General features: G+C 66.8%; 20 protein-coding genes and 1 tRNA gene. 4 read left to right on the forward strand and 17 right to left on the reverse strand.

The genetic code is table 11. The features are described 5' to 3' along the window. Window positions 1-56: 56 nt before the first annotated feature. The 3 genes from NX784_RS09570 to NX784_RS09580 form a co-directional block, all read right to left on the reverse strand. Window positions 57-464 (reverse strand): STY0301 family protein, encoded by a 408-nt coding sequence (locus NX784_RS09570; protein WP_258816411.1) that lies wholly within the window; start codon window positions 462-464, stop codon window positions 57-59. Next, on the reverse strand, window positions 461-862 hold the full coding sequence (locus tag NX784_RS09575; RefSeq protein ID WP_258816412.1) for a BPSL0067 family protein: 402 nt from the start codon (window positions 860-862) through the stop codon (window positions 461-463). Before NX784_RS09575 ends, NX784_RS09570 begins: the two co-directional genes overlap by 4 nt. A gap of 117 nt (window positions 863-979) precedes the next feature. Then, window positions 980-1,831, reverse strand: a complete 852-nt coding sequence (locus tag NX784_RS09580) for a LysR family transcriptional regulator (protein ID WP_258816413.1) — start codon at window positions 1,829-1,831, stop codon at window positions 980-982. Window positions 1,832-1,950: 119 nt separating this feature from the next. Between NX784_RS09580 and NX784_RS09585 the strand changes: the two genes are divergently transcribed. Then, window positions 1,951-2,424: a lipocalin-like domain-containing protein gene (locus tag NX784_RS09585; RefSeq protein WP_258816414.1), complete on the forward strand. Its 474-nt coding sequence runs from the start codon at window positions 1,951-1,953 to the stop codon at window positions 2,422-2,424. An 11-nt stretch (window positions 2,425-2,435) separates the two neighbouring features. On the opposite strand, the gene NX784_RS09590 is transcribed toward NX784_RS09585, so the two are convergent. The 11 genes from NX784_RS09590 to NX784_RS09640 all read right to left on the reverse strand — a co-directional run bounded on the left by NX784_RS09590 (window position 2,436) and on the right by NX784_RS09640 (window position 14,080). Then, entirely contained in the window at window positions 2,436-3,740 is a 1,305-nt protein-coding gene (locus NX784_RS09590; protein WP_258816415.1) for a GGDEF domain-containing protein, read from the reverse strand. A 159-nt stretch (window positions 3,741-3,899) separates the two neighbouring features. Further along, the gene (locus tag NX784_RS09595) at window positions 3,900-4,277 is read right to left on the reverse strand and encodes a HepT-like ribonuclease domain-containing protein (RefSeq protein ID WP_258816416.1); all 378 of its coding nucleotides are present in this window, start codon (window positions 4,275-4,277) and stop codon (window positions 3,900-3,902) included. Next, complete coding sequence (locus tag NX784_RS09600) at window positions 4,274-4,564, reverse strand: nucleotidyltransferase family protein (RefSeq protein WP_258816417.1); 291 nt, start codon at window positions 4,562-4,564, stop codon at window positions 4,274-4,276. Before NX784_RS09600 ends, NX784_RS09595 begins: the two co-directional genes overlap by 4 nt. Window positions 4,565-4,677: 113 nt before the next feature. Continuing rightward, a tRNA-Pro gene (locus NX784_RS09605) sits at window positions 4,678-4,754 on the reverse strand. Between the two features lie 67 nt (window positions 4,755-4,821). Next, entirely contained in the window at window positions 4,822-6,717 is a 1,896-nt protein-coding gene (locus NX784_RS09610) for an MFS transporter (RefSeq protein ID WP_258816418.1), read from the reverse strand. Window positions 6,718-6,886: 169 nt separating this feature from the next. Then, window positions 6,887-7,921 carry an AbrB family transcriptional regulator gene (locus NX784_RS09615; protein WP_258816419.1) on the reverse strand — a complete coding sequence of 345 codons (1,035 nt, stop codon included), beginning with the start codon at window positions 7,919-7,921 and terminating at the stop codon, window positions 6,887-6,889. Between the two features lie 8 nt (window positions 7,922-7,929). Then, on the reverse strand, window positions 7,930-8,997 hold the full coding sequence (locus NX784_RS09620; RefSeq protein ID WP_258816420.1) for an ABC transporter ATP-binding protein: 1,068 nt from the start codon (window positions 8,995-8,997) through the stop codon (window positions 7,930-7,932). Between the two features lie 18 nt (window positions 8,998-9,015). Further along, entirely contained in the window at window positions 9,016-10,815 is a 1,800-nt protein-coding gene (locus NX784_RS09625; RefSeq protein WP_258816498.1) for an ABC transporter permease, read from the reverse strand. A gap of 76 nt (window positions 10,816-10,891) precedes the next feature. Next, window positions 10,892-11,989 (reverse strand): ABC transporter substrate-binding protein, encoded by a 1,098-nt coding sequence (locus tag NX784_RS09630; RefSeq protein WP_258816421.1) that lies wholly within the window; start codon window positions 11,987-11,989, stop codon window positions 10,892-10,894. Window positions 11,990-12,038: 49 nt separating this feature from the next. Beyond that, window positions 12,039-13,001: a Bug family tripartite tricarboxylate transporter substrate binding protein gene (locus tag NX784_RS09635; RefSeq protein WP_258816422.1), complete on the reverse strand. Its 963-nt coding sequence runs from the start codon at window positions 12,999-13,001 to the stop codon at window positions 12,039-12,041. 23 nt (window positions 13,002-13,024) lie between these two features. Then, window positions 13,025-14,080 (reverse strand): porin, encoded by a 1,056-nt coding sequence (locus tag NX784_RS09640; protein ID WP_258816423.1) that lies wholly within the window; start codon window positions 14,078-14,080, stop codon window positions 13,025-13,027. Between the two features lie 174 nt (window positions 14,081-14,254). On the opposite strand from NX784_RS09640, the gene NX784_RS09645 reads away from it, so the two are divergent. The 3 genes from NX784_RS09645 to NX784_RS09655 all read left to right on the forward strand — a co-directional run bounded on the left by NX784_RS09645 (window position 14,255) and on the right by NX784_RS09655 (window position 17,003). After that, window positions 14,255-14,953 (forward strand): response regulator, encoded by a 699-nt coding sequence (locus NX784_RS09645; protein ID WP_258816424.1) that lies wholly within the window; start codon window positions 14,255-14,257, stop codon window positions 14,951-14,953. A gap of 8 nt (window positions 14,954-14,961) precedes the next feature. After that, a complete protein-coding gene (locus NX784_RS09650; RefSeq protein ID WP_258816425.1) occupies window positions 14,962-16,503 on the forward strand; it encodes a sensor histidine kinase in 1,542 nt (513 codons plus the stop codon). A 263-nt stretch (window positions 16,504-16,766) separates the two neighbouring features. Continuing rightward, the gene (locus NX784_RS09655) at window positions 16,767-17,003 is read left to right on the forward strand and encodes a hypothetical protein (protein ID WP_258816426.1); all 237 of its coding nucleotides are present in this window, start codon (window positions 16,767-16,769) and stop codon (window positions 17,001-17,003) included. On the opposite strand, the gene NX784_RS09660 is transcribed toward NX784_RS09655, so the two are convergent. From NX784_RS09660 to NX784_RS09670, 3 genes are read right to left on the reverse strand one after another with little or no spacing between them, the layout of a single operon-like run. Further along, window positions 16,994-18,343, reverse strand: a complete 1,350-nt coding sequence (locus NX784_RS09660; RefSeq protein ID WP_258816427.1) for a sigma-54-dependent transcriptional regulator — start codon at window positions 18,341-18,343, stop codon at window positions 16,994-16,996. The two genes, NX784_RS09655 and NX784_RS09660, sit on opposite strands and share 10 nt — an antisense overlap. A gap of 9 nt (window positions 18,344-18,352) precedes the next feature. After that, on the reverse strand, window positions 18,353-20,215 hold the full coding sequence (locus NX784_RS09665; RefSeq protein WP_258816428.1) for a sensor histidine kinase: 1,863 nt from the start codon (window positions 20,213-20,215) through the stop codon (window positions 18,353-18,355). A gap of 29 nt (window positions 20,216-20,244) precedes the next feature. After that, window positions 20,245-21,240, reverse strand: a complete 996-nt coding sequence (locus NX784_RS09670) for a porin (RefSeq protein ID WP_258816429.1) — start codon at window positions 21,238-21,240, stop codon at window positions 20,245-20,247. Window positions 21,241-21,281: the final 41 nt, after the last annotated feature.

Raw genomic sequence — 21,281 nt, forward strand, 5'->3', positions numbered from 1 at the left:
AATGCTACAGATTGAAAACGGGGGCGCGGCGGCCAACGCCACGCGTCGGGACCTGATTAGCGACACACCGCCGTGATTCCGGAAATCGCGGCCTTCCGTTCATACCGCACCGTGACCTCGCAGCGCGTCGCCTGGTCGTCCATCCGCTTCGCCAATTGGACGGCCATCCTTCCGTAGGTGCAGTACAGCCACTTCTGCTCGCCACGATCGAAGTTCCAGGTCGAGATGGCGTCGCCCTTGACCTTCTTTGAGCTTGCCGGCACCAGATATTGCATCTGCTTCGGATCGCCGCTCAACATGCCCCCACCGTCCAACCGCAGGACGACGGGTGACGACGCAACCCACCCGACAGGCGGATGCTTGACGTCGATCGACGCGCCGGGAACGGTCTCCGGGCATGCGGCGGGCTGCGCTGCGGCGACCGCCGGCGTCGCAACGAGGAGCAGGAACAGCGGCCGCATCATTCGATGACCGAGAACGCCTCGGCATTGTTGCTTGGATCTCTCCACTTGCCCTCCTTGGATTTGCCCTTGCGCTCGATGTGACGCAACGATACCACCGGCTTGTGCGGATCGTTTTTCCACTGGTCCATCACCCATATTCCCGCGCCAGCCGACGATACGAAGAACGCGGCGTGCTGTCCCGAGATACGATGCGGATAGCGGCCGTTCTCGAACGTCGCGATCGCCGTGCCGGGAGCAAGCTTGTGAGCGACATCGACAACGCGCTCGCCGGGCCGCCACGCAGTCGTCGGCACACCCTTCAATCCGGGCGCATAGGCTTTGACCAGTTCGACGCAATCGCCGGTACCAATGAGCTCGTGCCCGGCCAACTCTCTAACGCCTTTGTACACATGTGGCATATGCCCTCCCGTCGGTGAAGAGCACATCTTGTCAGCGTTTAGCGAGGCAAAATTAACGACAGCCAATGTCGAGAGTGCGGCAAGTCAAGGGACATGCGTGGACGTGCCACAGACCGCCTATTCCTGCTCGAACATGGCAATGATCTCGTCCGCCACCGCGCGCACGTGCGGCGAGCGGCGCACGTCGTCGTGCATGACGAGCCACAGCTTGCGCCGCACGGGACACGGCGGCGCAAGCACGACGAGCCCCGGTGCGCCGGCCGCCGCGTAACGCGGAAAGACGCCAACGCCGCAGCCGGCGACGGCCGCCTGCAGCAACGTCAGCAGATCGTTCGAACGCAGGGCATGGCGGCGGGCGCCGCGCAGCTTGTCCAGCCATTCCTGTTGCGGCGCGTCCCGCTGCAATTCGTCGTAGCCGAGGAATTCCCAATGCGCGGGCGCGCGGCTCGCCACGTAGTCTACGTGCGCGTACAGCGCGTAATCGACGTGCGTCAGCAACTTCGCGACGAGGCCCGGCGACGTCGGCCGCGCGAACCGCAGCGCGATGTCGGCCTGGCGCCGCATCAGGTCGGACGTGCGCGCTTCGGCCCGCAAGTCGATTTCCACGCCGGGCAGGCGCGCCAGCGGCCCGCGCAGGCGCGGGGCCAGCAGGCACGCCGCCAGCGCGGGCGGTGCGGAGACGCGGACGACGCCCGCCACCTCGCTCGCGCCGCGCGCCGCGTTGAGCAGCGCATGCATGCCGTCTTCCAGCGTGCGCGCGTAAGGCACGAGGGCCGTGCCGGCGGCCGTCAGCGACCAGCCCTTCGGGAAGCGGTCGAACAGGTGGGCGCCCAGCGCCGTTTCGAGCGCGTCGACGCGGCGCGCCACCGTCGTGTGCTCCACGCCCGTCGCGCGCGCCGCACCCGACAGCGTGCCCGCGTCGCACAGCGCGAGGAAGAAGCGGAGGTCGTCCCAGTCAGGGTTTTGCATTGTGCCATTATGCACGGAACGTGCGTTGTGCAATTACGCACGGAACGCGTGCACCTTTCGGGAATTCCGTTCAGGCGGCCGCGCGGCTACGCTGACGCTTTCATCGACAGGAGAACGACATGAACAAACAGATCGCCGGCATGGTGCTGGCCAGCGCCGTCCCCGCCGCACACGCCGCGGTGCCCGAACTCGCGGGCACCTGGACCCTCGTCGCTGCCGACGTGCAGCGTCCGGACGGCAGCATCGAACGCGACTACGGCGCCGCACCGAAAGGCCGTCTCTTCATCGACGCGCGGGGCCGCTACGCGCTGCAGATCTTCAAGGCGGAACGTCCGCGCTTCGCGTCCGCCGACAAGGCTGCGGGCACAGTCGACGAATTGCGCGCCGCCATGCTGGGATCCAGCACGCACTACGGCACCGTCGCGCTGGAAGACGGCCAGCTGGTCTTCCGCATCGAGGCCGCCTCGTTCCCGAATTGGGAAGGCACGGTGCAGCGCCGCACCTTCGAACTGCACGGCGACGAGTTGCGCTACCGCGTGCCGGCGCGCCCGGATGGCGGCATTCCGATTTCGGTCTGGCGCCGCATGCCGTGACGGGTCGCCCGTCAGGCGATCTCCACCCGGTCGCGGCCGTTCGCTTTGGCGCGGTACAACGCGCCGTCGGCCCGCTTGATCGCTGCGCCGAAGTCCTCGTCCGGCTTCAGCGACGTCACACCGAAGGACGACGTGACGCGCAAGCCGTGCGGCCACGCCCGCGCCGTCAGCGCCGCGCGCAGCTTTTCGACCATCGCCACGGCGTGCGGGACGTCGGTCTCGGGACACAGCAGGAGGAATTCCTCGCCGCCCCAGCGCACCAGCTTGTCGCTGGAGCGGACTTCGCCGCGGATCACGCCGGCGAAGCGCTTCAACACCTCGTCGCCGGCATCGTGGCCGTACTGGTCGTTGATCCGCTTGAAATGGTCGATGTCCATGAAGACGACCGCCATCTCCTCGTCGACGTGGCCCGCGACGTGCAGGCGCCGCATCAGCACTTCCCTCAGGCCCTGGCGGTTCAATGCACCGGTCAGCGGGTCGGTATGGGCCTGGTTGGCGAGGTCGCGCGCTTCCAGTTCCAGCGCCTTGTTGATGGCGGCCAGCAGTTCGACGCGCGCATTGCTGGCCGAGAGATTGGAGCGCACGTGAACGAGGCTCAGTGACAATCCGAACACGCCGCAGGCGATCCACGCGGCCACCAGATAGGTCAGCAGCTTGGTGGTGGAGATCCACTTCCCGCGGAACTCGATGGAGCGCACCTCGATCGTGACCGATTGGCCCGATGGTACCGATCCCGTCGAGATCTCCACCGCCGTGATGTTATCGAACCTGCTGTAGGTTTTTTCCAGGGGGACGTGGTTCGACGTGATCCACCAGTCCGCCGTACGCAGGACGTTGACGGGAATCGTGAACGTGGGCTGCGCAGGCACGTCGAATTCGACCGAGTCGTACCGCTGCGAATTCCAGTCGCCGACGGTGGAGAATTCCGGCTCAAAATTCGTCAAGTGAAGGCGGACTTTTCGCTGGGCCGTGCCCGAATAACGCATGTTCAACGTGATTGAGTCGAACTGGCTGAAGTCCATGCCTTTGCCCCCCTCTCCCAGGTGGAATTGCAGCTTGCAGAACGGCCAGGCGAATGCGGCGCCGAGGTCGCAGCGCATGACGAATGCGTCGTCGGACCGCACGAGCGTCGCGACGGAATTGCCGTCTTCGTGACGGTCGTCGGCGACGGTGACGCCGTACGGGTGCCGCGGCGATATCTCGAAGACACGGGTCATGCCGAGGTGCTGCCAGACCAGGAGCGTGGGGGTCAGGATCAGCAATAATCCAACCAGGAACTGGACTATCGTGACGGCGCGCGCGGGTCGACGAAGCATTGGGAGATCGCTCATGTATTGATTGGCGATCAATATACTGAAAACGTCATGCAGTGGCGATAGTTTCCGTGCGGAAATCGCGCAAAAAACGAAAAGGTCAGATCAGAAGCTGATCTCATTCACAGAAGCCCGCGATGCGAAACAATGATCGGCTTTTGCTTAATCAGGCGTGCCACTGCTGGGCGATGACTCGGCCGACCTTCGAACGGCCACATAAAACGTCGGGAGATCGCGGTGGATCGTTTTCCAGACGATTTCAAAATCCGCCGTGAAATACCCATGCGCGACAGCGTTACGCATCTGGTACGCGAACGCCAGCGGTAGCTCGGGATGCGCGACCACAAACTCACGATAGTGCTTCCCGATGTTGTTGCTGGCCTCCCCGATAATCTCGAGGTTGCGAACGACGGCGTCCTGAACCAGACTGTTACCCAGGAAAGCGACCTCGTCCATATCTTCCGTGTAGCGGTCGATCCGCTCGATGGCTTCGAGGATATGCGCAAGATAGTCGCCCAGACGTTGCTGGTCGCAGCTCATACGGGTGCGGCCTCCGCCAGCACGACCGCTCGAAATTTGTCGGGAAGCGCGTTGGGAGTCAGTACATCGACAGGGACGCCTAGCAGCTTACCCAGTTCGTGCCGAATGGCACCGATGTCGAACAGTGTCGTGTCCGGCGTTGGATCGATAAGAATATCCAGGTCGCTGCAGTCCGTGTCATTGCCATGCAAGACAGAGCCGAACACACGCGCATTGCGAGCACGGTGGGACTCGACCACAGAACGAATTGCAGCGCGATTCGAATTGAGGGCATCGGACGGCTTCATGAACGACAGTCTACACCGTTCACCGCTCGACGTACACGCCCCATGACTTGTCGGTACGGCCGAAATAAACGAAAAAAGCCAGCTCGAAAGCTGGCCCAATTCGTCGAATTCATTGGTCGGGGCGAGAGGATTCGAACCTCCGACCACGTGCACCCCATGCACGTACGCTACCAGGCTGCGCTACGCCCCGACTTGGGCGACAATTATAACAGAGGCACGCAGGATGACTAGCCCTTTTGTCATGAAGCATGTTGCCATTATTTCCACTCCCCCCGCAGCGCCAGCACCTCTTCATACAGCCCCTCCGGCGTGACCTCCTGCGGCGGCACCGGCCGGCCCACGGCCAGCGCCAGCCGCGAACGCAGGCCGCGCGCGAACGAACGCTCGAACACGTTCGACGGATCGCGCGAGAACACGCTGCCCCACAGGCCGCGCAGCGCCATCGGGATCACGGGCACCTTGCTGCGGGCGACGATCTTGGCGATGCCGCCGCGGAATTCGTTCATCTCGCCCGTGCGCGTCAGCTTACCTTCCGGGAAGATGCACACGAGCTCGCCCTCGTGCAGCGCCTGCGCGATGTCGACGAACGCCTTTTCCATCAGCCACGGGTTTTCCTGCGCGGGCGCGATCGGGATCGCCTTGCCGGTGCGGAACATGAAGCCCAGCAGCGGTGTCTTGAAAATGCGGTGGTCCATCACGAAGCGGATCGGGCGCGGGCTCGCGGCCAGGATGACGATGGCGTCGACGTAGCTCACGTGGTTGCACACGAGGACGGCGGCGCCCTCTTCCGGGATGCGCTCGACGTCCACCGTCGACACGCGATGGATCGTGTGGATCAGCAGCCAGGCCAGGAAGCGCATCAGGAATTCCGGCACGAGCGAGAAGATGTAGATGGCGACGACGGCGTTCAGCAGCGCGGTCGTCAGGAACACCTGCGGAATCGTGAACCCATGGCCGAGCAGCACGGCGCCCACGCCGGCCGACGCCACCATGAACAGCGCATTCAGAATGTTCATGCCGGCGATCGTGCGCGACACGTGGGCCGGGTCGCAGCGCGTCTGGATCAGCGCGAACAGCGGCACGATGAAGAAGCCGCCGAACACGCCCAGCAACAGGATGTCGGCCAGGATCCGCACGATGCCCGCCTGCGCCAGCACGCCCGCGACATCGACCGGCGCCGTGTTCGTGTAGCCGATGCTCGCGAAATACAGGTCGATGCCGAACAGCGACAGGCCGATGGCGCCGAACGGGACGAGGCCGATCTCCACCTTGCGGCCCGAGAGTTTTTCGCACAGCAGCGAGCCGGTGCCGATGCCCAGCGAGAACACGGTCAGCAGCAGAACGAACACGCTGTGGTCGCCGTGCAGGTAGTCCTTCGCGTACAGCGGGAATTGCGCCAGCACGAGGGCGCCGTAGAACCAGAACCACGAATTGCCCAGCATCGACAGGAACACGGTGCGGTTCTTGCGCGAGAAGGCCAGGTTGCGGAAGGACTCCGCGACAAAGTTCGCGCTGATCTTCAGCGTCGGCGCGGGCGCCGGCGATTGCGGGATGCGCCAGCTCGTGGCGAGGCCCAGCACGGCCACGGCCAATGTCCCGAATGCGACCAGGTGCACGCCCGCGGCACCGTGACCGGCCAGGACCGCGCCCACCACCTCGCCCAGCAGGATGCCGACGAACGTACCCATTTCGATGACGCCGTTGCCGCCCACGAGTTCCTCGGCCTTCAGATGCTGCGGCAGGTACGCGTATTTCACGGGGCCGAACAAGGTCGAGTGCACGCCCATGCCGACGACGGCCGCGACGAGCAGCCACAGCGTGTGCGTCAACCAGCCAGCGGCGGCGACGGCCATGATGCCGATCTCGAGCAGCTTGACGAAGCGCGCCAGCCGGCCCTTCTCGACCTTGTCCGCGATCTGGCCCGCCGTGGCCGAGAACACGACGTACGGCAGGATGAACAGGCCCGGGATCAACTGGTTCAACAGATACGAAGGCACCGTCGTCCACGCCAGCGCGTCGTACGTGAGCACGACGAGCAGCGCCGTCTTGAACAGGTTGTCGTTGAAGGCACCCAGGAACTGGGTCCAGAAGAACGGGCCGAAGCGGCGCTCGGTCAGCAGGGCAAACTGGCTGCGGTGGGTCGGGTGGCTCATGCTTGTCGGTCGATGCGGATGTCAGGGATGCGACAATCTACAACACAACCGGCACGTTGAACACAGGATGTTTCTCCACCTGAATCAAGAGTCGTGGATTCCGCTACCCGAACGGGCTTAAACTGCGCCCTCAGCGGCCGACGTTGCGGCAAACGTCACCCCAACCGGGTCAAGCCACCCGCGTCCACGCCCGGTACAGCGGCCCGATGCCCAGCACGACGACCACCATGCGCGCGACGTGGAACGCCGTCACGACGGGCACGCCCAGGTGCAGCACGCGCGCCGTCAGCGCCATCTCGGCGATGCCGCCCGGCGACGTGGCGAGCACCATCGTCCCGGGATGCATGCCCGTGATCGCCGCCACGCAGAACGCGAACGCGCCGGCCAGCAGCAACGTGACGACCGTGCACGCGGCCACGCTGGCCAGGTAACGCGGCGCGGTATGCACGAACGCGGGCGTGGAGCGCGTACCCAGCGAGACGCCGATGAACAGCTGGCCCGTGCGGATCATCCATTCCGGCAAACGTGAAAGCTGCACGCCGGCCGCCGTCAACATCATCGCGACGAGCAGCGGGCCGATCACCCATGCGTTCGGCAGGCGCAGGCGTTTCAGCGCCAGCGCGGCGGCGCTCGTCACGGCGATCAGTACACTCAAGCCGGCCACGTCGACCCGGCCCGCGAGCGGCACGAACGCGTCGAGCCCCGCTCCCCAGCCATGCGATGCGAGCCAGCGCACGACGAACGGTATCGTGCCGACCACCATCATGATGCGCAGGCTGTGCGCGGCCGCCACGCGTTCGACGACGGCGCCATGGCGTTCGGCCTGCACGGCCATCTCGGACGCGCCGCCGACGGCCATCGCGAAGAACGCCGTGGCATCGTCGCTGCCGGACAGCCGGCGCAGCAGCGCACCTGCCGCCATGCCCATGCACACGGCGAAGCTGACGGCCAAGGCGATCCAGCCCACGTTGCGTGCCAGCGCCGCCAGCACGGGCGCGCTGAAGTACAGGCCCAGCGCCGTGCCGATGGCCCACTGCCCCGCCTCGCGCGCCTGCACGGGTGCGGAGAGGCGTGCGCCCAGCATGCACGCGATCGCGGTCGAGAACAGCGGCCCGATCATCCACGGCAGCGGCGTGTCGAGGGCGATGCAGGCCTGCGCGGCCACGAAGGCCAGCGCCAGCGCGGGCAGAAAAGTCCCGATCAAAATCCGGATCAAAACACCCAGAGCTTCTCGGCCGGCATCTCGAGCCAGTAATTGCCCGGATCGATGCGGTGCTTGGAATAGGCGCGCACGCTCGCGCTGCCATGCTTGAACAGGCATTCCCAGCGGTCGCCCAGGTACATGCACGTGGACAGCGGCAGTTTGATGCCGTTGTCGACCGGGTCGCGGCCGATGCGGACTTCTTCCACCCGGATCAGCGCCGTGCCCTCGACGTCCGGCGCGCCGTTGCCGCGCGCCGTCGCGTTCAGCGCCATGCCCTCCACCTGCAAACGGGCGCCGCCGCCGTTGCGGGCCACGATCTTGGCCGGCAGGCGGTTGTTACTGCCCATGAACTCCGCCGTGAACAGGGTGTCCGGCGATTCGTACATCGATTGCGGCGTGCCCTGCTGCTCGATCTTGCCGTTGTTGAGCAGCAGGATGCGGTCCGAGATCGCCATCGCCTCGGCCTGGTCGTGCGTGACCATCAGTGCCGAGAGGCCCAGACGCACGATCAGCTCGCGCAGGAAGGCGCGCGCTTCCTCGCGCAATTTGGCGTCGAGGTTCGACAGCGGCTCGTCGAGCAGGATGACGGGCGGGTTGTAGACGAGCGCGCGGGCGATCGCCACGCGCTGCTGCTGGCCGCCGGAGAGCTGGTGCGGGAAGCGCTCGCCCAGGTGGCCGAGGCCCAGCTGCGCCAGCACTTCGCGCACTTTCGGCTCGATGTCGCGCGCGGCCAGCTTGCGCAGCTTGAGGCCATAGGCCACGTTGTCGAACACGGTCTTGTGCGGCCACAGTGCGTACGACTGGAACACGAGGCCCAGGTTGCGCGCCTCGGCCGGCAGCTCCAGCTTCTTGCTGCCGTCGAACACGCGGCGCTCGCCGATGTCGATGGTGCCCGATTTCGGGCTTTCCAGGCCGGCGACGGCGCGCAGCAGCGTGGTCTTGCCGCTGCCCGAAGGGCCCAGCAGCGCCACGACTTCGCCGCGCTGCAAATGCATCGACACGCCCTTCAGGATCGGGTTGGCGGTGGCGCCGTGGCCGTAGTCGAGGTGCAGGTCGTTGACGGTCAAAACGTTCATGATGGTTGTCTCGCTTTTTTAATTGTGTAACTTGACGCCGAAGCGCAACGCGATGCCGAGGCCGATGGCCACCAGCGTGATGTTGATGAACGACAGGGCGGCCACGAGGTCCGTCGAGCCGCCGGCCCACAGCGACACGAGCATCGCGCCGATCACCTCGGTGCCGGGCGACAGCAGGTACACGCCCGTCGAGTACTCGCGTTCGAAAATCAGGAAGACCATCAGCCAGGCGCCCAGCATGCCGAACTTGATCAACGGGAGCGTCACGTCGCGGGTGACGCGGCCGCGGCTCGCGCCCACGGCACGTGCCGCCTCTTCCAGTTCCGGGCCGACCTGCAGCAGCGACGTCGACACGAGGCGCATGCCGTACGCGAGCCACACGACGGAGTACGCGAGCCACAGCGCGAAGATCGTCGAACGGATCTGACGCAATTGCGGGATGAGGTGCTCCGACAGCCAGGCGGCGACGCCGTTGTCCATGCCGCGCAGCAGGCCGTCGAGCCAGCTCGGCACGAACAGGAACACCCACAGGAACGACAGGCCTGCCAGCAGGCCAGGCACGGCGCGCGGCACCAGCACGCTGTAGTCCAGCAGACGCGTGATGCCGTCGTTCTTCCGGTGCATGGCCAGCGCGATCGCCGTGTAGCAGGCCACGGCCAGCGCACCGCCGATGACGCCGATCAGGATCGTGTTGACGATGCCGCGCACGAGCGACGGTTCCTGGAAGATGTCGCGGAAGTGCTGCAGGGTGAGCACATCGGCCAGCTTGACGCCCTCGCCCCAGTACTGGACGAACGAGCGCAGCACGATGCCGGACAGCGGCAGCACGATGGTCACGAGGATCCAGGCGGCCAGCACGGCGAGCGCGGCCCACTTCCACTTGCCCAGCGACAGCGGCTTCTGGCGCGCGCCCTTGCCCTTGATCGACACGTATTTGTTGGCCGACTTCAGCAGCCAGCGCTGCAGCATCACGAGCGGCAAGGTGACGGCGACGAGGCACACGGCGACGGCGGCCATCAGGTGGTACGACGGCGTGCCCAGTTTATTGGTCAGCTTGTACAGGTACGTCGCGAGCACGAGGTGGCCTTCCGGGTCGCCCAGCACGAGGACGAGGCCGAACACCTCGAAGCCGAGGAAGAACACGAGCACGCCCGCATACGCGAGGGCCGGCATGATCATCGGCAGCGACACGTTGAACATCACCTGCCACGGCGATGCGCCGGAGACGCGCGCCGCTTCCTCCACGTCGGAGCCGAGGCTCTTCAACGCGGACGAGGCGTACAGGTACACGTGCGGCACGTGCGTGAGGCCGGCGATGACGACGATGCTCGTGAACGAATACACGTTCCAGGGCACGAAGCCCAGCATCTCGTGGATCCACGTCGTGTAGAAGCCGACGGGGCCCATGGAGACGACGTAGCCGAAGCCCATCACCATCGGCGACACGAAGATCGGGACGAGCAGCAGCGGCGCGATCCAGCCGCGGCCCGGCAGGTCGGTGCGCACCATCAGGAACGCGAGCATGCCGCCCAGCGGCACGGCGATGGCGGCGAGGCCGGTGGCCAGCAGCATGCCGTTCTTGAAGGCGAGCCAGAAGTCCGGGTCGTCGAAGATGAAGCGGAACGCGTCCAGGCCCAGCATCTTGTCGGGCATGAAGAATGGCGCCGTCAGGAAGCTCTGGTAGAAAACGAGGAACAGCGGCAGGAAGATGGCCACGCAGGTGAGCAGCACGACGACGCCGCGCGTCCAGTTGAAGCGCGGCGCGCGCACGGCCGGCAGGCTGCCGACGCCGTCGGCGTCCTTGGTGTCGAGTGGCATGGTTGAAGTAGGCATGGGATATCCGATCGAATGAAGCCGGCGGGCCCTGGCCCGCCGTGTACGGCTTGATGACTGCTTACTTCTTGCCGGCGGTGGCCTTCCACTCCTTCAGGAACGCGAGGCGGAGGGCCGGCTCCAGGTATTCCGCGACGGCCGGGCTGACGGGCAGCGGCTTCAGGTTCTTCTCGCCGATCTCCTTGATCAATTCGCTCGACGTCGTCTCGCCCGTCACGTCGGACCGGATCGCGAACAGTTTCGATGCGTTGGCGATGACGGTCTGGCCGCGGTGCGACAGGATGTAGTCCGTCCACAGCTTGGCGGCGTTCGGGTGCTTGGCGACCTTGTTGATGAACGTCACGCGCGAGATGACCAGCGTGTAGTCCTTCGGCAGCACGACGCCCAGCGACGGGTCGGTCTTGGCGCGCACGAGGGCGTAGGAACCCAGCACGTTATAGCCGATCAGGTTCTCGCCCGACGAAATGCGCTCGAGCATGGTGCCGGTCGACGACTGCACGCGCACCTTCGCGGCGCCGAACGCCTGCTCCAGCTGCTTGTATTGCGCGAAGTCGCGCGAGTCCTGCGTCATGAACATGAAGCCGACGCCCGATTTCTCGATGTCGTACGTGGTGACCTTGTCCTGGAACTTCGGCTGCTGGATGATGCGCACGAAGTCGGCGTGCGTCTGCGGCACTTCTTCGGGTTTGAGCAGGCGCTTGTTGTAGACGAAGGCGGCCGGCTCGAACGTGGTGCCGTACGCGGTGTCCTTCCACACGGCCCATGCCGGCAGCTTGGACGCTTCGACCGATTTGTACTGCATCGCGTAGCCGCCCGCGGCCAGCTTCATCTGCAGGTCCATCGCCGACGACCACAGCACGTCGGCCGTGTCGCCGCCGGCCGCGTTCTCGGAGAAGAAGCGGTTGTACACCTCGGTCGAGTTCATGTCGTTGTACTCGACCGTGATGTTCGGGTACAGCGCGTTGAAATCCTTGATCAGCGGCTGGGCGGCCTTGCTGTCGGTGGCGCCGTAGATCACGAGCTTGCCTTCCTTCTTCGCGCCGTCGACCAGTTGCTGGTAGCCGGCCGGATAGCCTGCCGGAACCTCGGCCAGTGCGGATGCGCACGATGCGGCCGATGCCAAGACAGCTGCTGCGATCAGGGTCTTCTTGAAGTTCATGGTTGTTGTCTCCTAGGGTAGGTATTGTTGTCGGCCGGTGGTGCCGGCCTCAGTGCTCGCGAACCAGGTTGAATTCCCTGGCCTGTCGGTTGTAATCGAGGATGGCCTGCTTGACCCAGCGCGTCAGGGCGTCGCCCGTCAGCGAGAACGGATACAGGCCGGTGGCCGCGCGCAGTTGCGTGAACGCGGGTGTCGCCTGCGCGCGGGCGAACGCGTCGACCCAGCGGCGGTAGTCGGCATCCGGCACGCCGGGCCCCATCCACACGCCGCGGATCACGGGCCACACGATGTCGTAGCCCTGCTCGCGCGCGGTGGGCACGGCGGCCAGCACGCCGGGCAGGCGGCGGTCGGCCAGCACGGCCAGCACGCGCACGTTGCCGGGGCCGGCGTACAGCACCGCTTCCGACGCGTCGCCCGAGATCACCTGCACGTAGTTGGCGCTCATCGCCGTGAACGTCTCGCCGCCGCCCTCCAGCGCCACGAAGCGCAGGCGGCGCGGCTCCACGCCGGCGCGGCGCGCCAGCAGCGCGACCTTCATCCAGTCCTGGCTGCCGATGGTGCCGGACACGCCGATCAGCACCTGCTCCGGATTGCGCTTGATCGCGTTCATCAATTCGCCGAGGCTGTGCCAGGGCGAATCGGCACGCACCGCGATCATCCCGTAGTCGACGCCCAGCGCCGCCACCCAACGCACGTCACTGGCGGTCGCCTTGCCGAACTTGCCTTCCGCGAGGTTGAGCAGCGAACCACCCGAGAACGCGACGAGCGTGTCGGATTCGGCGCGCCGCTGCGACACGAGCGTGTGCCACGCGACGGCGCCGATCCCTCCCGGCAGGTAGGCCAGTTTCAACTTCGCGTCCGGCAAGGCCTTCTGGGCCAGCTTGCAGGTCAGGTCCATGGCGCCGCCCGGCTTGGACGGCACCACGCATTCGGCGCCGGCGGATACCGCCGACACCGGCAGGGAAGCCACGGCGAACGCCGCGGCGAACAGGATGTGAAGCGCGCGGATCATGATGTCGCGGCCTCGGCGTGGGGTCAGAACCGGTACTGGATGCCGGTGGTGACGCCCGTCTGCGTCGTCCCGAAGCCAGGGTCGTCACGCGACAGGCCCACGAGCTGGCCGTGGTCGGCCGTGGCATGCGCCACGGCGGCGTACAGCCAGACGCGCTTGGACAGCGAGTACATGGCACGCGCCACGTACATGGTCGGGTCGGCGTCCTTTGCCGACGGCAGGTTCTTCGTGTTGACGTGGTAGACGGCGCCCGTCAGGGTCCACGGGTAGACCAGGTAGGTCGCGCCGGCCCAGTAGGTGTCGCCGCGCAGGTCGGCCGTATTGGCCTTGCCTGCCTGGAGCTTGTAGCCGCGCATGCCGACCTGGTAGCTCATCGGGCCCGCCTTGTACTCGCCGCCCAGGTGGAATGCCGTCGTCTTGTCGCGGTTGCCGGTGGCGACGACCGTGTTGCCGTTGACCTGCTCGTACGCGGCCATCGCGCCGAAGCCGCCGCCGAACCAGGAACCGCCGACGGCGTACTTGCGGCTGTCCGCGTTGTTGCCGGCCTGCTCACCCATGCCGATGGTGGCGCCGTAGGTGAAGCCGCCCGTGTGGCCCGTGTACTTGATCAGGTTGTCGAACGCGGTCGTCATGCCGTATTTCGACGGGCCGGTGGCGCTGCCCGACGTCGCCCACGAGTAGTTCGGGGCGAAGCCCATCGGGTCGAACTTGATGACCAGGTCGTAGGTCGTCGTGAACGAGCGGCCGATGATGACCTGTCCGAAGCCGCCTTCGAGGCCGACGTTGGCCTGGCGCTTGAACAGGTTGCCGTCCTGGGCGCCCGTGTCCATCAGGATGCCGCCTTCCAGGTTGAAGATGGCTTTCAGGCCGCCCCCGAGGTCTTCGCTGCCGCGGAAGCCCCAGCGCGACGTGTTCTTGCCGCCCGAGATGACCCGCACCTGGCTGCCGTCGTTGGCGGCGGCATGGTTCACGTATTCGACGCCGGCGTCCACGATGCCGTAGACCTGGACGTTGGTTTGCGCGGATGCGTTCAGGGAAAGCGCTGCCAGGACGGCAAGCGCGAGGGCCGATTTCTTCATAATGTCTCCGTTGTTGTAATCAATGCGGTCGTGAGCCGCCTCGTGAAGCCAAGGATAGGTTCCCTTAGCTTTCAATCAGCTTTCATTAATCCTTTCAATCGCAACATTGTGGAAATCACGTAACAGTGCAAGGGCAGCCGAGACACGGCGCGCTCCGTCGCTTACACTGGCACGATGCGAATCCTGTTAGTCGAAGACCACGTCGAGCTGTCCCACTGGGTATCGAAAGCCCTGCGCGACGCCAATCTCACCGTCGAATGCGCGGCCACCGGCGCCGACGCCGACGCGCTGCTGCACACCCAGGACTACGCCCTCGTCATCCTGGACCTCACTCTGCCCCGCATGGACGGCCTGGACGTGCTGCGCCGCCTGCGCGCGCGTGGCGGCACGCGCGGACGCACGCCCGTGATGATCCTGACGGCGCGCGGCGGCCTGGAAGAACGGGTGCAAGGCCTGAACCTGGGCGCCGACGACTACCTGGCGAAGCCGTTCGAACTTGCGGAACTGGAGGCGCGCGTAAAGGCACTGTTGCGCCGAAGCGTCGGAAACGAGGCGCCCGTGCACAGTTGCGGGCAGCTCAGCTTCGACACGGTCGCCCGCATGTTCACCTACTGCGGCGAGCCGCTGGCGCTGACGCCGCGCGAGCACGCCGTGCTGGAAGCGCTGATTTCGCGCCCGGGCCGTGCCGTGTCGAAGGAAAAGCTGTTCGACGAAGTGTTCGCGCTGGACGACGACGCCAACCTCGACGCCATCGAGCTGTACATCCACCGCGTGCGCAAGAAGCTGGACAAGCGCCCCGAGGGCGGCGCCGCCATCGCCACCTTGCGCGGCATCGGCTACCTGCTGCAGGAGCGCCCGCCCGCCGGGTCTTGAATCCCGCGATGCCCTCGTCCTTCGCCCCGTCCGAGCTCCTCGCGCGCCTGTGGCCACGCGCGGGCCGGCGCGCGGGCGCGGACGACGTGCCCGCGGCACCGCTGGGCAGCCTGCGCGGGCAGCTGCTGCGCTGGCTGATCGTGCCCCTGGTGATCCTCGTCGCCGCGAACGCGGTGTCGCTGTACCGCGACGCCCTCGACGCCGCCGACATCGCCTACGACCGCTCGCTGCTCGCCTCCACGCGCGCGCTGGCGGAGCGCGTGTCCGTCCGCGACGGCAAGGTCGTGGCCGATGTGCCCTACGTGGCGCTGGACAGCTTCGAGACGGACACCTTGGGCCGCATCTACTACCGCGTGGGCGGCCTGCATGGCGAGACGGTGTCCGGCTACGACGACCTGCCGCCCGTCCCGAAGGACACGCCCCGCTCCGAGCTGTATCCTGCCCTCGTGCGCTTCTACCACGCCGACTACAACGGCGAGCCGGTGCGCATTGCCGCCCTGCTGCAGCCCGTGTACGACGATTCCATGCGCGGCATCGCGCTGATCCAGGTCGGCGAGACGCTGGACGCGCGCCGCGCGCTGTCGCGCCGCATCCTGCTGAACACCTTGCTGCGCCAGGCGCTCCTGGTGCTCGCGGTGGCGACGCTCGTGTGGTTCGCCGTGCGCCTCGTGCTGCAGCCGCTGATGCGCCTGAAGCAGGTCGTGGAGACGCGCGCCGTCACCGACCTGTCCGACGTCGACGAAGCGCTCGTGCACCGCGAGGTGCGCCCGCTCGTGGCCGCGATGAACGGGACGATGGCCCGCATGCAGAACCTGATCGCGAGCCAGCGCCGCTTCATCGCGGACGCGTCGCACCAACTGCGCACGCCGCTGACGGTGCTGAAGACCCAGGCCGAGCTGGCGCTGCGCGAAAACGATCCGGCCGCGATGCAGGCCATCGTGCGCTCGATCGCGGCGACGACGGACTCGACGGTGCACCTGGCGAACCGCCTGCTGACCTTGGCGCGCATCGAGCACGGCGGCGCCAACGCGCTGCTGTCGCCCGTCGGGCTGTCCGACGTGGCGCGGCAAGTGGGCCTGGAACTGGCGCTGCCCGCCGTCCAGAAAGGCATCGACCTCGCGCTGGAAGCGGAGGACGACGGCGCCACGACGGTGGACGGCCAAGCGCTGCTGCTGCACGAACTGGTGAGCAACCTCGTCGACAATGCGATCCGCTACACGCCGCCGGGCGGCACCGTGCTGCTGCGCGTGCGGCGGCTGATCGGCGTCGTCGTGCTCGACGTGCAGGACAGCGGGCCGGGGCTCGACCCGTCCGAATACGACAAGGTGTTCATGCCGTTCTACCGGGCGCAGGCGGCGCTGGAAAGCAATCCGGGCGGCACCGGGCTCGGGCTCGCCATCGTGCGCGACATCGCGACCGTGCACGGCGCGACGCTGGCGCTGGACCGCGCGGAGGGCGGGCGCGGGTTGAAGGTCAGCGTGACGTTTCCTGCGCGGGAGTTGCCGGCGTCGATGGAAACGGACGACCGCAGCCGGTTCAACGCCGGTTGAACGGTGGGCACGTTTCATTTGAGGCCCCCGGGCCTCAAATGCCGACCATGCATTGTCGATGCGCAAACGACGGCCACCTGCACGTTCACGCACCATCCGGCGATCCCGGCGGTACGGCGCCATGCGACTCCAAAAAGCTGTTTTTCTACGCATATTGCGCGCAGATAAGCATGCAATGCGGCACCCACCCGGCGTTTTTGAGCGACAGCAAGGGGCCTGCGAGACGTGAATCTTGTGCGCCGCAGCACCGCTACACTAGCCGCATGAAAACGACCGACACCCCATCCCCGTTCCCCGGCGCCGACGATGCGCTGTTCGACGACATCGAGCGCCGCCTGCGCGCGCTCACCACTGCGTCGCTGCACCCGCCGTCCGCCGTCCCGAGCCGCTGCGTGGACGAATTCGCGGACGGCTTCCTCGGCTACACGGGCGGGCCGGGGTTGCCGGCACGGCAGCTGGCGCGCCAGCTGGCGGCGTACCGCCCGAACGGTTACTTGTAATCGTCCGGCGACAGGCCGTACTTCTGCATCTTGTAATAAAGCGTCTGCTTGGGCATGCCCAGCGTCACGCTGATTTCCGCGATGCTGCCGGCCGCCCTGCGGAGTTCCTGCTCGATGACGGCGCGCTCGAACGCACCGACCTGGTCGGCCAGCGGCACGGGCGTCGCGCTGCGGGCCGACAGCAGACCGTCGGCACCGCTCGCGAGGCCCAGCACATAGCGTTCGGCGATGTTGCGCAGTTCCCGCACGTTGCCGGGCCAGTCGTGCGCCATCAGCGATTGCATCAACGGGCCCGGCACCGTCGGCACGGCGCGCTTGTACCGCGCGGCGGCGCCCAGCATGAAGTGCTCGAACAGCAGGGGGATGTCCTCGCGCCGCTCGCGCAACGGCGGCAAGTTCAGCACGATCAGGTTCAGGCGGTAGTACAAGTCGCTGCGGAATTTTCCCTGGTCCGACCATTCCTTCAGGTCGACCTTGGCCGCGGCGATCACGCGCACGTCCACGGGCACCGGGTTATTCGAGCCGAGGCGTTCGACGTAGCGTTCCTGCAACACACGCAGCATCTTGACCTGCAGCGACATCGGCATGCTTTCGATCTCGTCCAGGAACAGCGAGCCCTTGTGCGCATGCTCGATCTTGCCGATCTGGCGCTTGGCCGCACCCGTGAACGCGCCCATCTCGTGGCCGAACACTTCGCTCTCGAAGATGTTTTCCGGGATCGCGCCGCAATTCAGCGCGACGAAGTTGTGCGCGCGGCGGCTGCTGAACTGGTGCAGGCAGCGCGCGACCATCTCCTTGCCGGTGCCGGTCTCGCCGTAGACGAGCACGTCGGCCGATTCGTCGGCGAGGTCGAGGATCAGGCGGCGCAGGTTGCGCATCGGCGTCGAATCGCCCAGCAGCAAGGCCTCGATGCCGGCGCCGTTCGCGATGCGGTCGCGCAGGGCCGCCACTTCCAGCACGAGGCGGCGCGTTTCCAGCGCACGGCCCACGGCTTCGACGAGCTGCTCCGACGAATAGGGCTTGGGGATGAAATCGTAGGCGCCGCCGCGCATCGCGCCCACGGCCATCGAGATGTCGCCATGGCCCGTCACGAGCAGGACGGGGATCTGCGGGTCGATGGCCTTGACGGCGGCCATCAGGTCGAGGCCGCTCATGCCGGGCAGGCGCACGTCGCTGACGATCACGCCGGCAAAACCGGGGACCACCTGCGCCAGCGCGGGTTCGGCGGCGTCGAAGGCATCGACGGCAAAGCCGGCCAGGTCGAGCGCCTGGGCGCTGCCCGCACGGACGATGGCGTCGTCTTCGACGAGAAGGACTTTCAGTGTTTCATACGTGGACATGACGTTATCCTACTCCGCCCGCGGCAGATCGACGATGAACCGGGCGCCGCCACCCGGCGCCGGCTCGGCGCGCAGGTGGCCGCCGAACTCGCGCACGATCTGCTCGGAAATGGCGAGCCCGAGGCCCAGCCCTTTCCCTTGCGGCTTGGTGGTAAAAAAGGGTTCGAATAAATGCGCGCGGATGTTCTCCGGGATGCCGGGACCGCTGTCCATCACGGTGATTAACACGCGCGTGCCGCTCGGCTCGGCGTCGACGACGAGCTGGCGCTGCGTGCTGCCCGCCATCTCCATCGCGTCGAGCGCGTTGCTGAACAGGTTCACGAGCACCTGCTGCAGCCGATTGCTGTCGCACAGTGCGTACAGGTCGCGCGCGTGCGTCGACATGCGGAAGCCCACGCGCTCCTGCGCGATGCGGCGCTCGACGAGGAACAGCGCGGCCGCGACGACGTCCGCCACCGCCACCGCGCTCAGCGTGGCGTCGGCCTTGCGCGCGAACTGGCGCAACTGCCCCGTCAGCTGGCCCATGCGCTCGACCAGTTGCGCGATCGTCGCCAGGTTGGCGCGCGCGTCGTCGATGCGGCCCCGCTCGATCAGCACGCGGGCGTTGTCCGCCATCGTGCGGAGCGCCGTCAGCGGCTGGTTCAGCTCGTGCGTGATGCCGGCCGACAGCTGTCCCAGCACGGCCATCTTGCCCGCCTGCACGAGCTCGCTCTGCGTCTTGCGCAATTGCTCCTCGGTCTGGTGCCGCACGATGTTTTCCTCGCGCAGCTCGTGCGTCATCTGCTGCAGGCTGGCGGTGCGCTCGGCCACGAGGCTTTCCAGGTTGTCGTAGGCGCGCTGCAAGTCCTCGCGCGCGCGCAGGCGCTGGCGCCCGAGCCGGTGACGCTGGCGCGCGTACAGCACGAGCATGATCACGAGCGCTTCCGACAGCAAGGTCAGCGACGCGGCCGCGCGTGCGCTCGCGCGGGCGGGCGCGAGGTCGGACAAGTACACCATCTGCCAGTTGCGCGTGACGAGCGCGCGCGACTGGCTCAGCATGGTACCCGGCACGCCGGGCACGGCGACGATGCGGGTGCTGCTGTCGAGCACGCGCACCTCGCGCAGGCCCAGCGGCGTCAGCGCGTGGGAAAAATACTGGCGCGACTGTTCCAGTTCCTGCCGGACCGCGGGCGCCAGCGGGGCCAAGGTGCGGTACTTCCATGCCGGCACCGAGCTCAGGAACACGACGCCGTGCGCATCGGCCAGCAAGACCTTGCCGCCGGCATCGGCCCAGCTGCCCTCGACGCTTTCGATGTTGACCTTGACGGTGGCGACGCCCAGCATGCGGCCGTCGCGATAAATGCCGCGTGCAAAATAATAGCCCGGCTCGCCGCGCGTCGTGCCGACGCCGTAGAAGCCGCCGGGCGCGCCGCGCATCGCGTCGCGCACATAGGGCCGGAACGCGACGTTGTCGCCGACGAAGCTGTCGGGCTCGCGCCAGTTGCTGGCGGCCTGCGTCACGCCGTTCAGGTTGACGATGTAGATGGTGGTGGACCTGGCCAGGCGGTTGACGCGCTCCAGGTAGACGTTGACTTCCGTCCGCAGCGCCTCGTCGCCGGGCCGCTGCAGCATGGCGATGACGTCCTTGTTCAGCTCGAAGGTGCCGGGCAGGAAATCGTATTTCGACAGCAGGTGCTCGAGGCTCGACGTGTCCGTGTCGAGCCGCTGCGTGCCGGTCACCCGCAGCCGCCCGATCGCCGCGTCCTCGGCATAGCGGTACACCACGAACGCGAGCAGCAGGCACCCGGCCAGCAGAGCGGCCCACAGCGCCACCCGCCGACGTGGCCAGCGGCCGGCCCGGCGTGGGGTGACGATGGGGTCGGCTGCTGGCATGGGGATCCTGGAAGGTTTAGCTAGTGCAATTAGAACACATGGCGGACCCCAAGGTTGATGCCGGTGGTGCCGGTACCGTCATCGGTGGCGTTGCCGACGTGGAAGGCGGCGCCGTCGCGGTTGACGATGTGACCGTAGGCCGCGTACAGGTCCGTACGCTGACTCAGGTTGTACTCGTAGCCGATCGCCGCCTGGCGGGCCTGCGCGTCGCGGCCGTAGTCGTCGCGGTGCGCCGCGAGCGACGCGAGCCAGCGGCCCGGACCGACACGCACGGCCACGCCCACGAGCGCATCGCGGCTGGGGTTGCCCAGCAGGTCGCGGTTGCGCGAGTAGGCGCCGTGGAAGACGATGTCGCCGTAGCGGTAGCGGCCGACCAGCATCGTGTTGCGGCTGTGCGCGGTGCCGGCCATGTCGCCCTGCTGGTGGTGCGCCAGCACGACGGTCAGCGGGCCGGCGTCGTACGTGGCGGACGCGCCGATCGTGCGGTGCTTGGCCGTGTCGCCGGCCACTTCGCCCGCGCCGTACAGCACCTCGGCCTGCAGGTCGTGCCATTTCGGCGACTGGTAATCGACCGAGTTGTCGACGCGGGTCAGCGTGGAGAACAGGTTCTGCGCATTGCCCGCGAGGCCCGTGCAGAACGGATCGGCGATGTCGCGCAAGGCCTTGTAGTACGGCGCGTACTGGCGGCCGAGGCTGATCGAGCCGGCGGCGCCGGACAGCCCCACGAGGGCCTGGCGCCCGAACAGCAGGCCGCCCTGCCCCGCCTTGCCGGTGTCCATCGCGAAACCGTTTTCGATCACGAAGAAGGCGTTCAAGCCGTCGCCGAGCTCTTCCTTGCCTTTGAAGCCCAGGCGCGAACCGGACGCCACGCCGCTGCTGATGTTGTCCATCGAGCCGTTCGGGCCGCCCCGTTCCAGCACGATGCCAGCATCGGCGACACCATAGACTTTCACCAGGGATTGCGCGTGGGCGCAGGCAGCGGTCAGGCTCAGCGCGCAGGCGCCGGCGATATATCGATATTTCAATCAAGTCTCCGTTGGTTGTGTAATCGTTGTGTGCGGTCGTG

The sequence above is a fragment of the Massilia pinisoli genome (assembly GCF_024753285.1).
Lineage (GTDB): Bacteria > Pseudomonadota > Gammaproteobacteria > Burkholderiales > Burkholderiaceae_D > Telluria > Telluria pinisoli.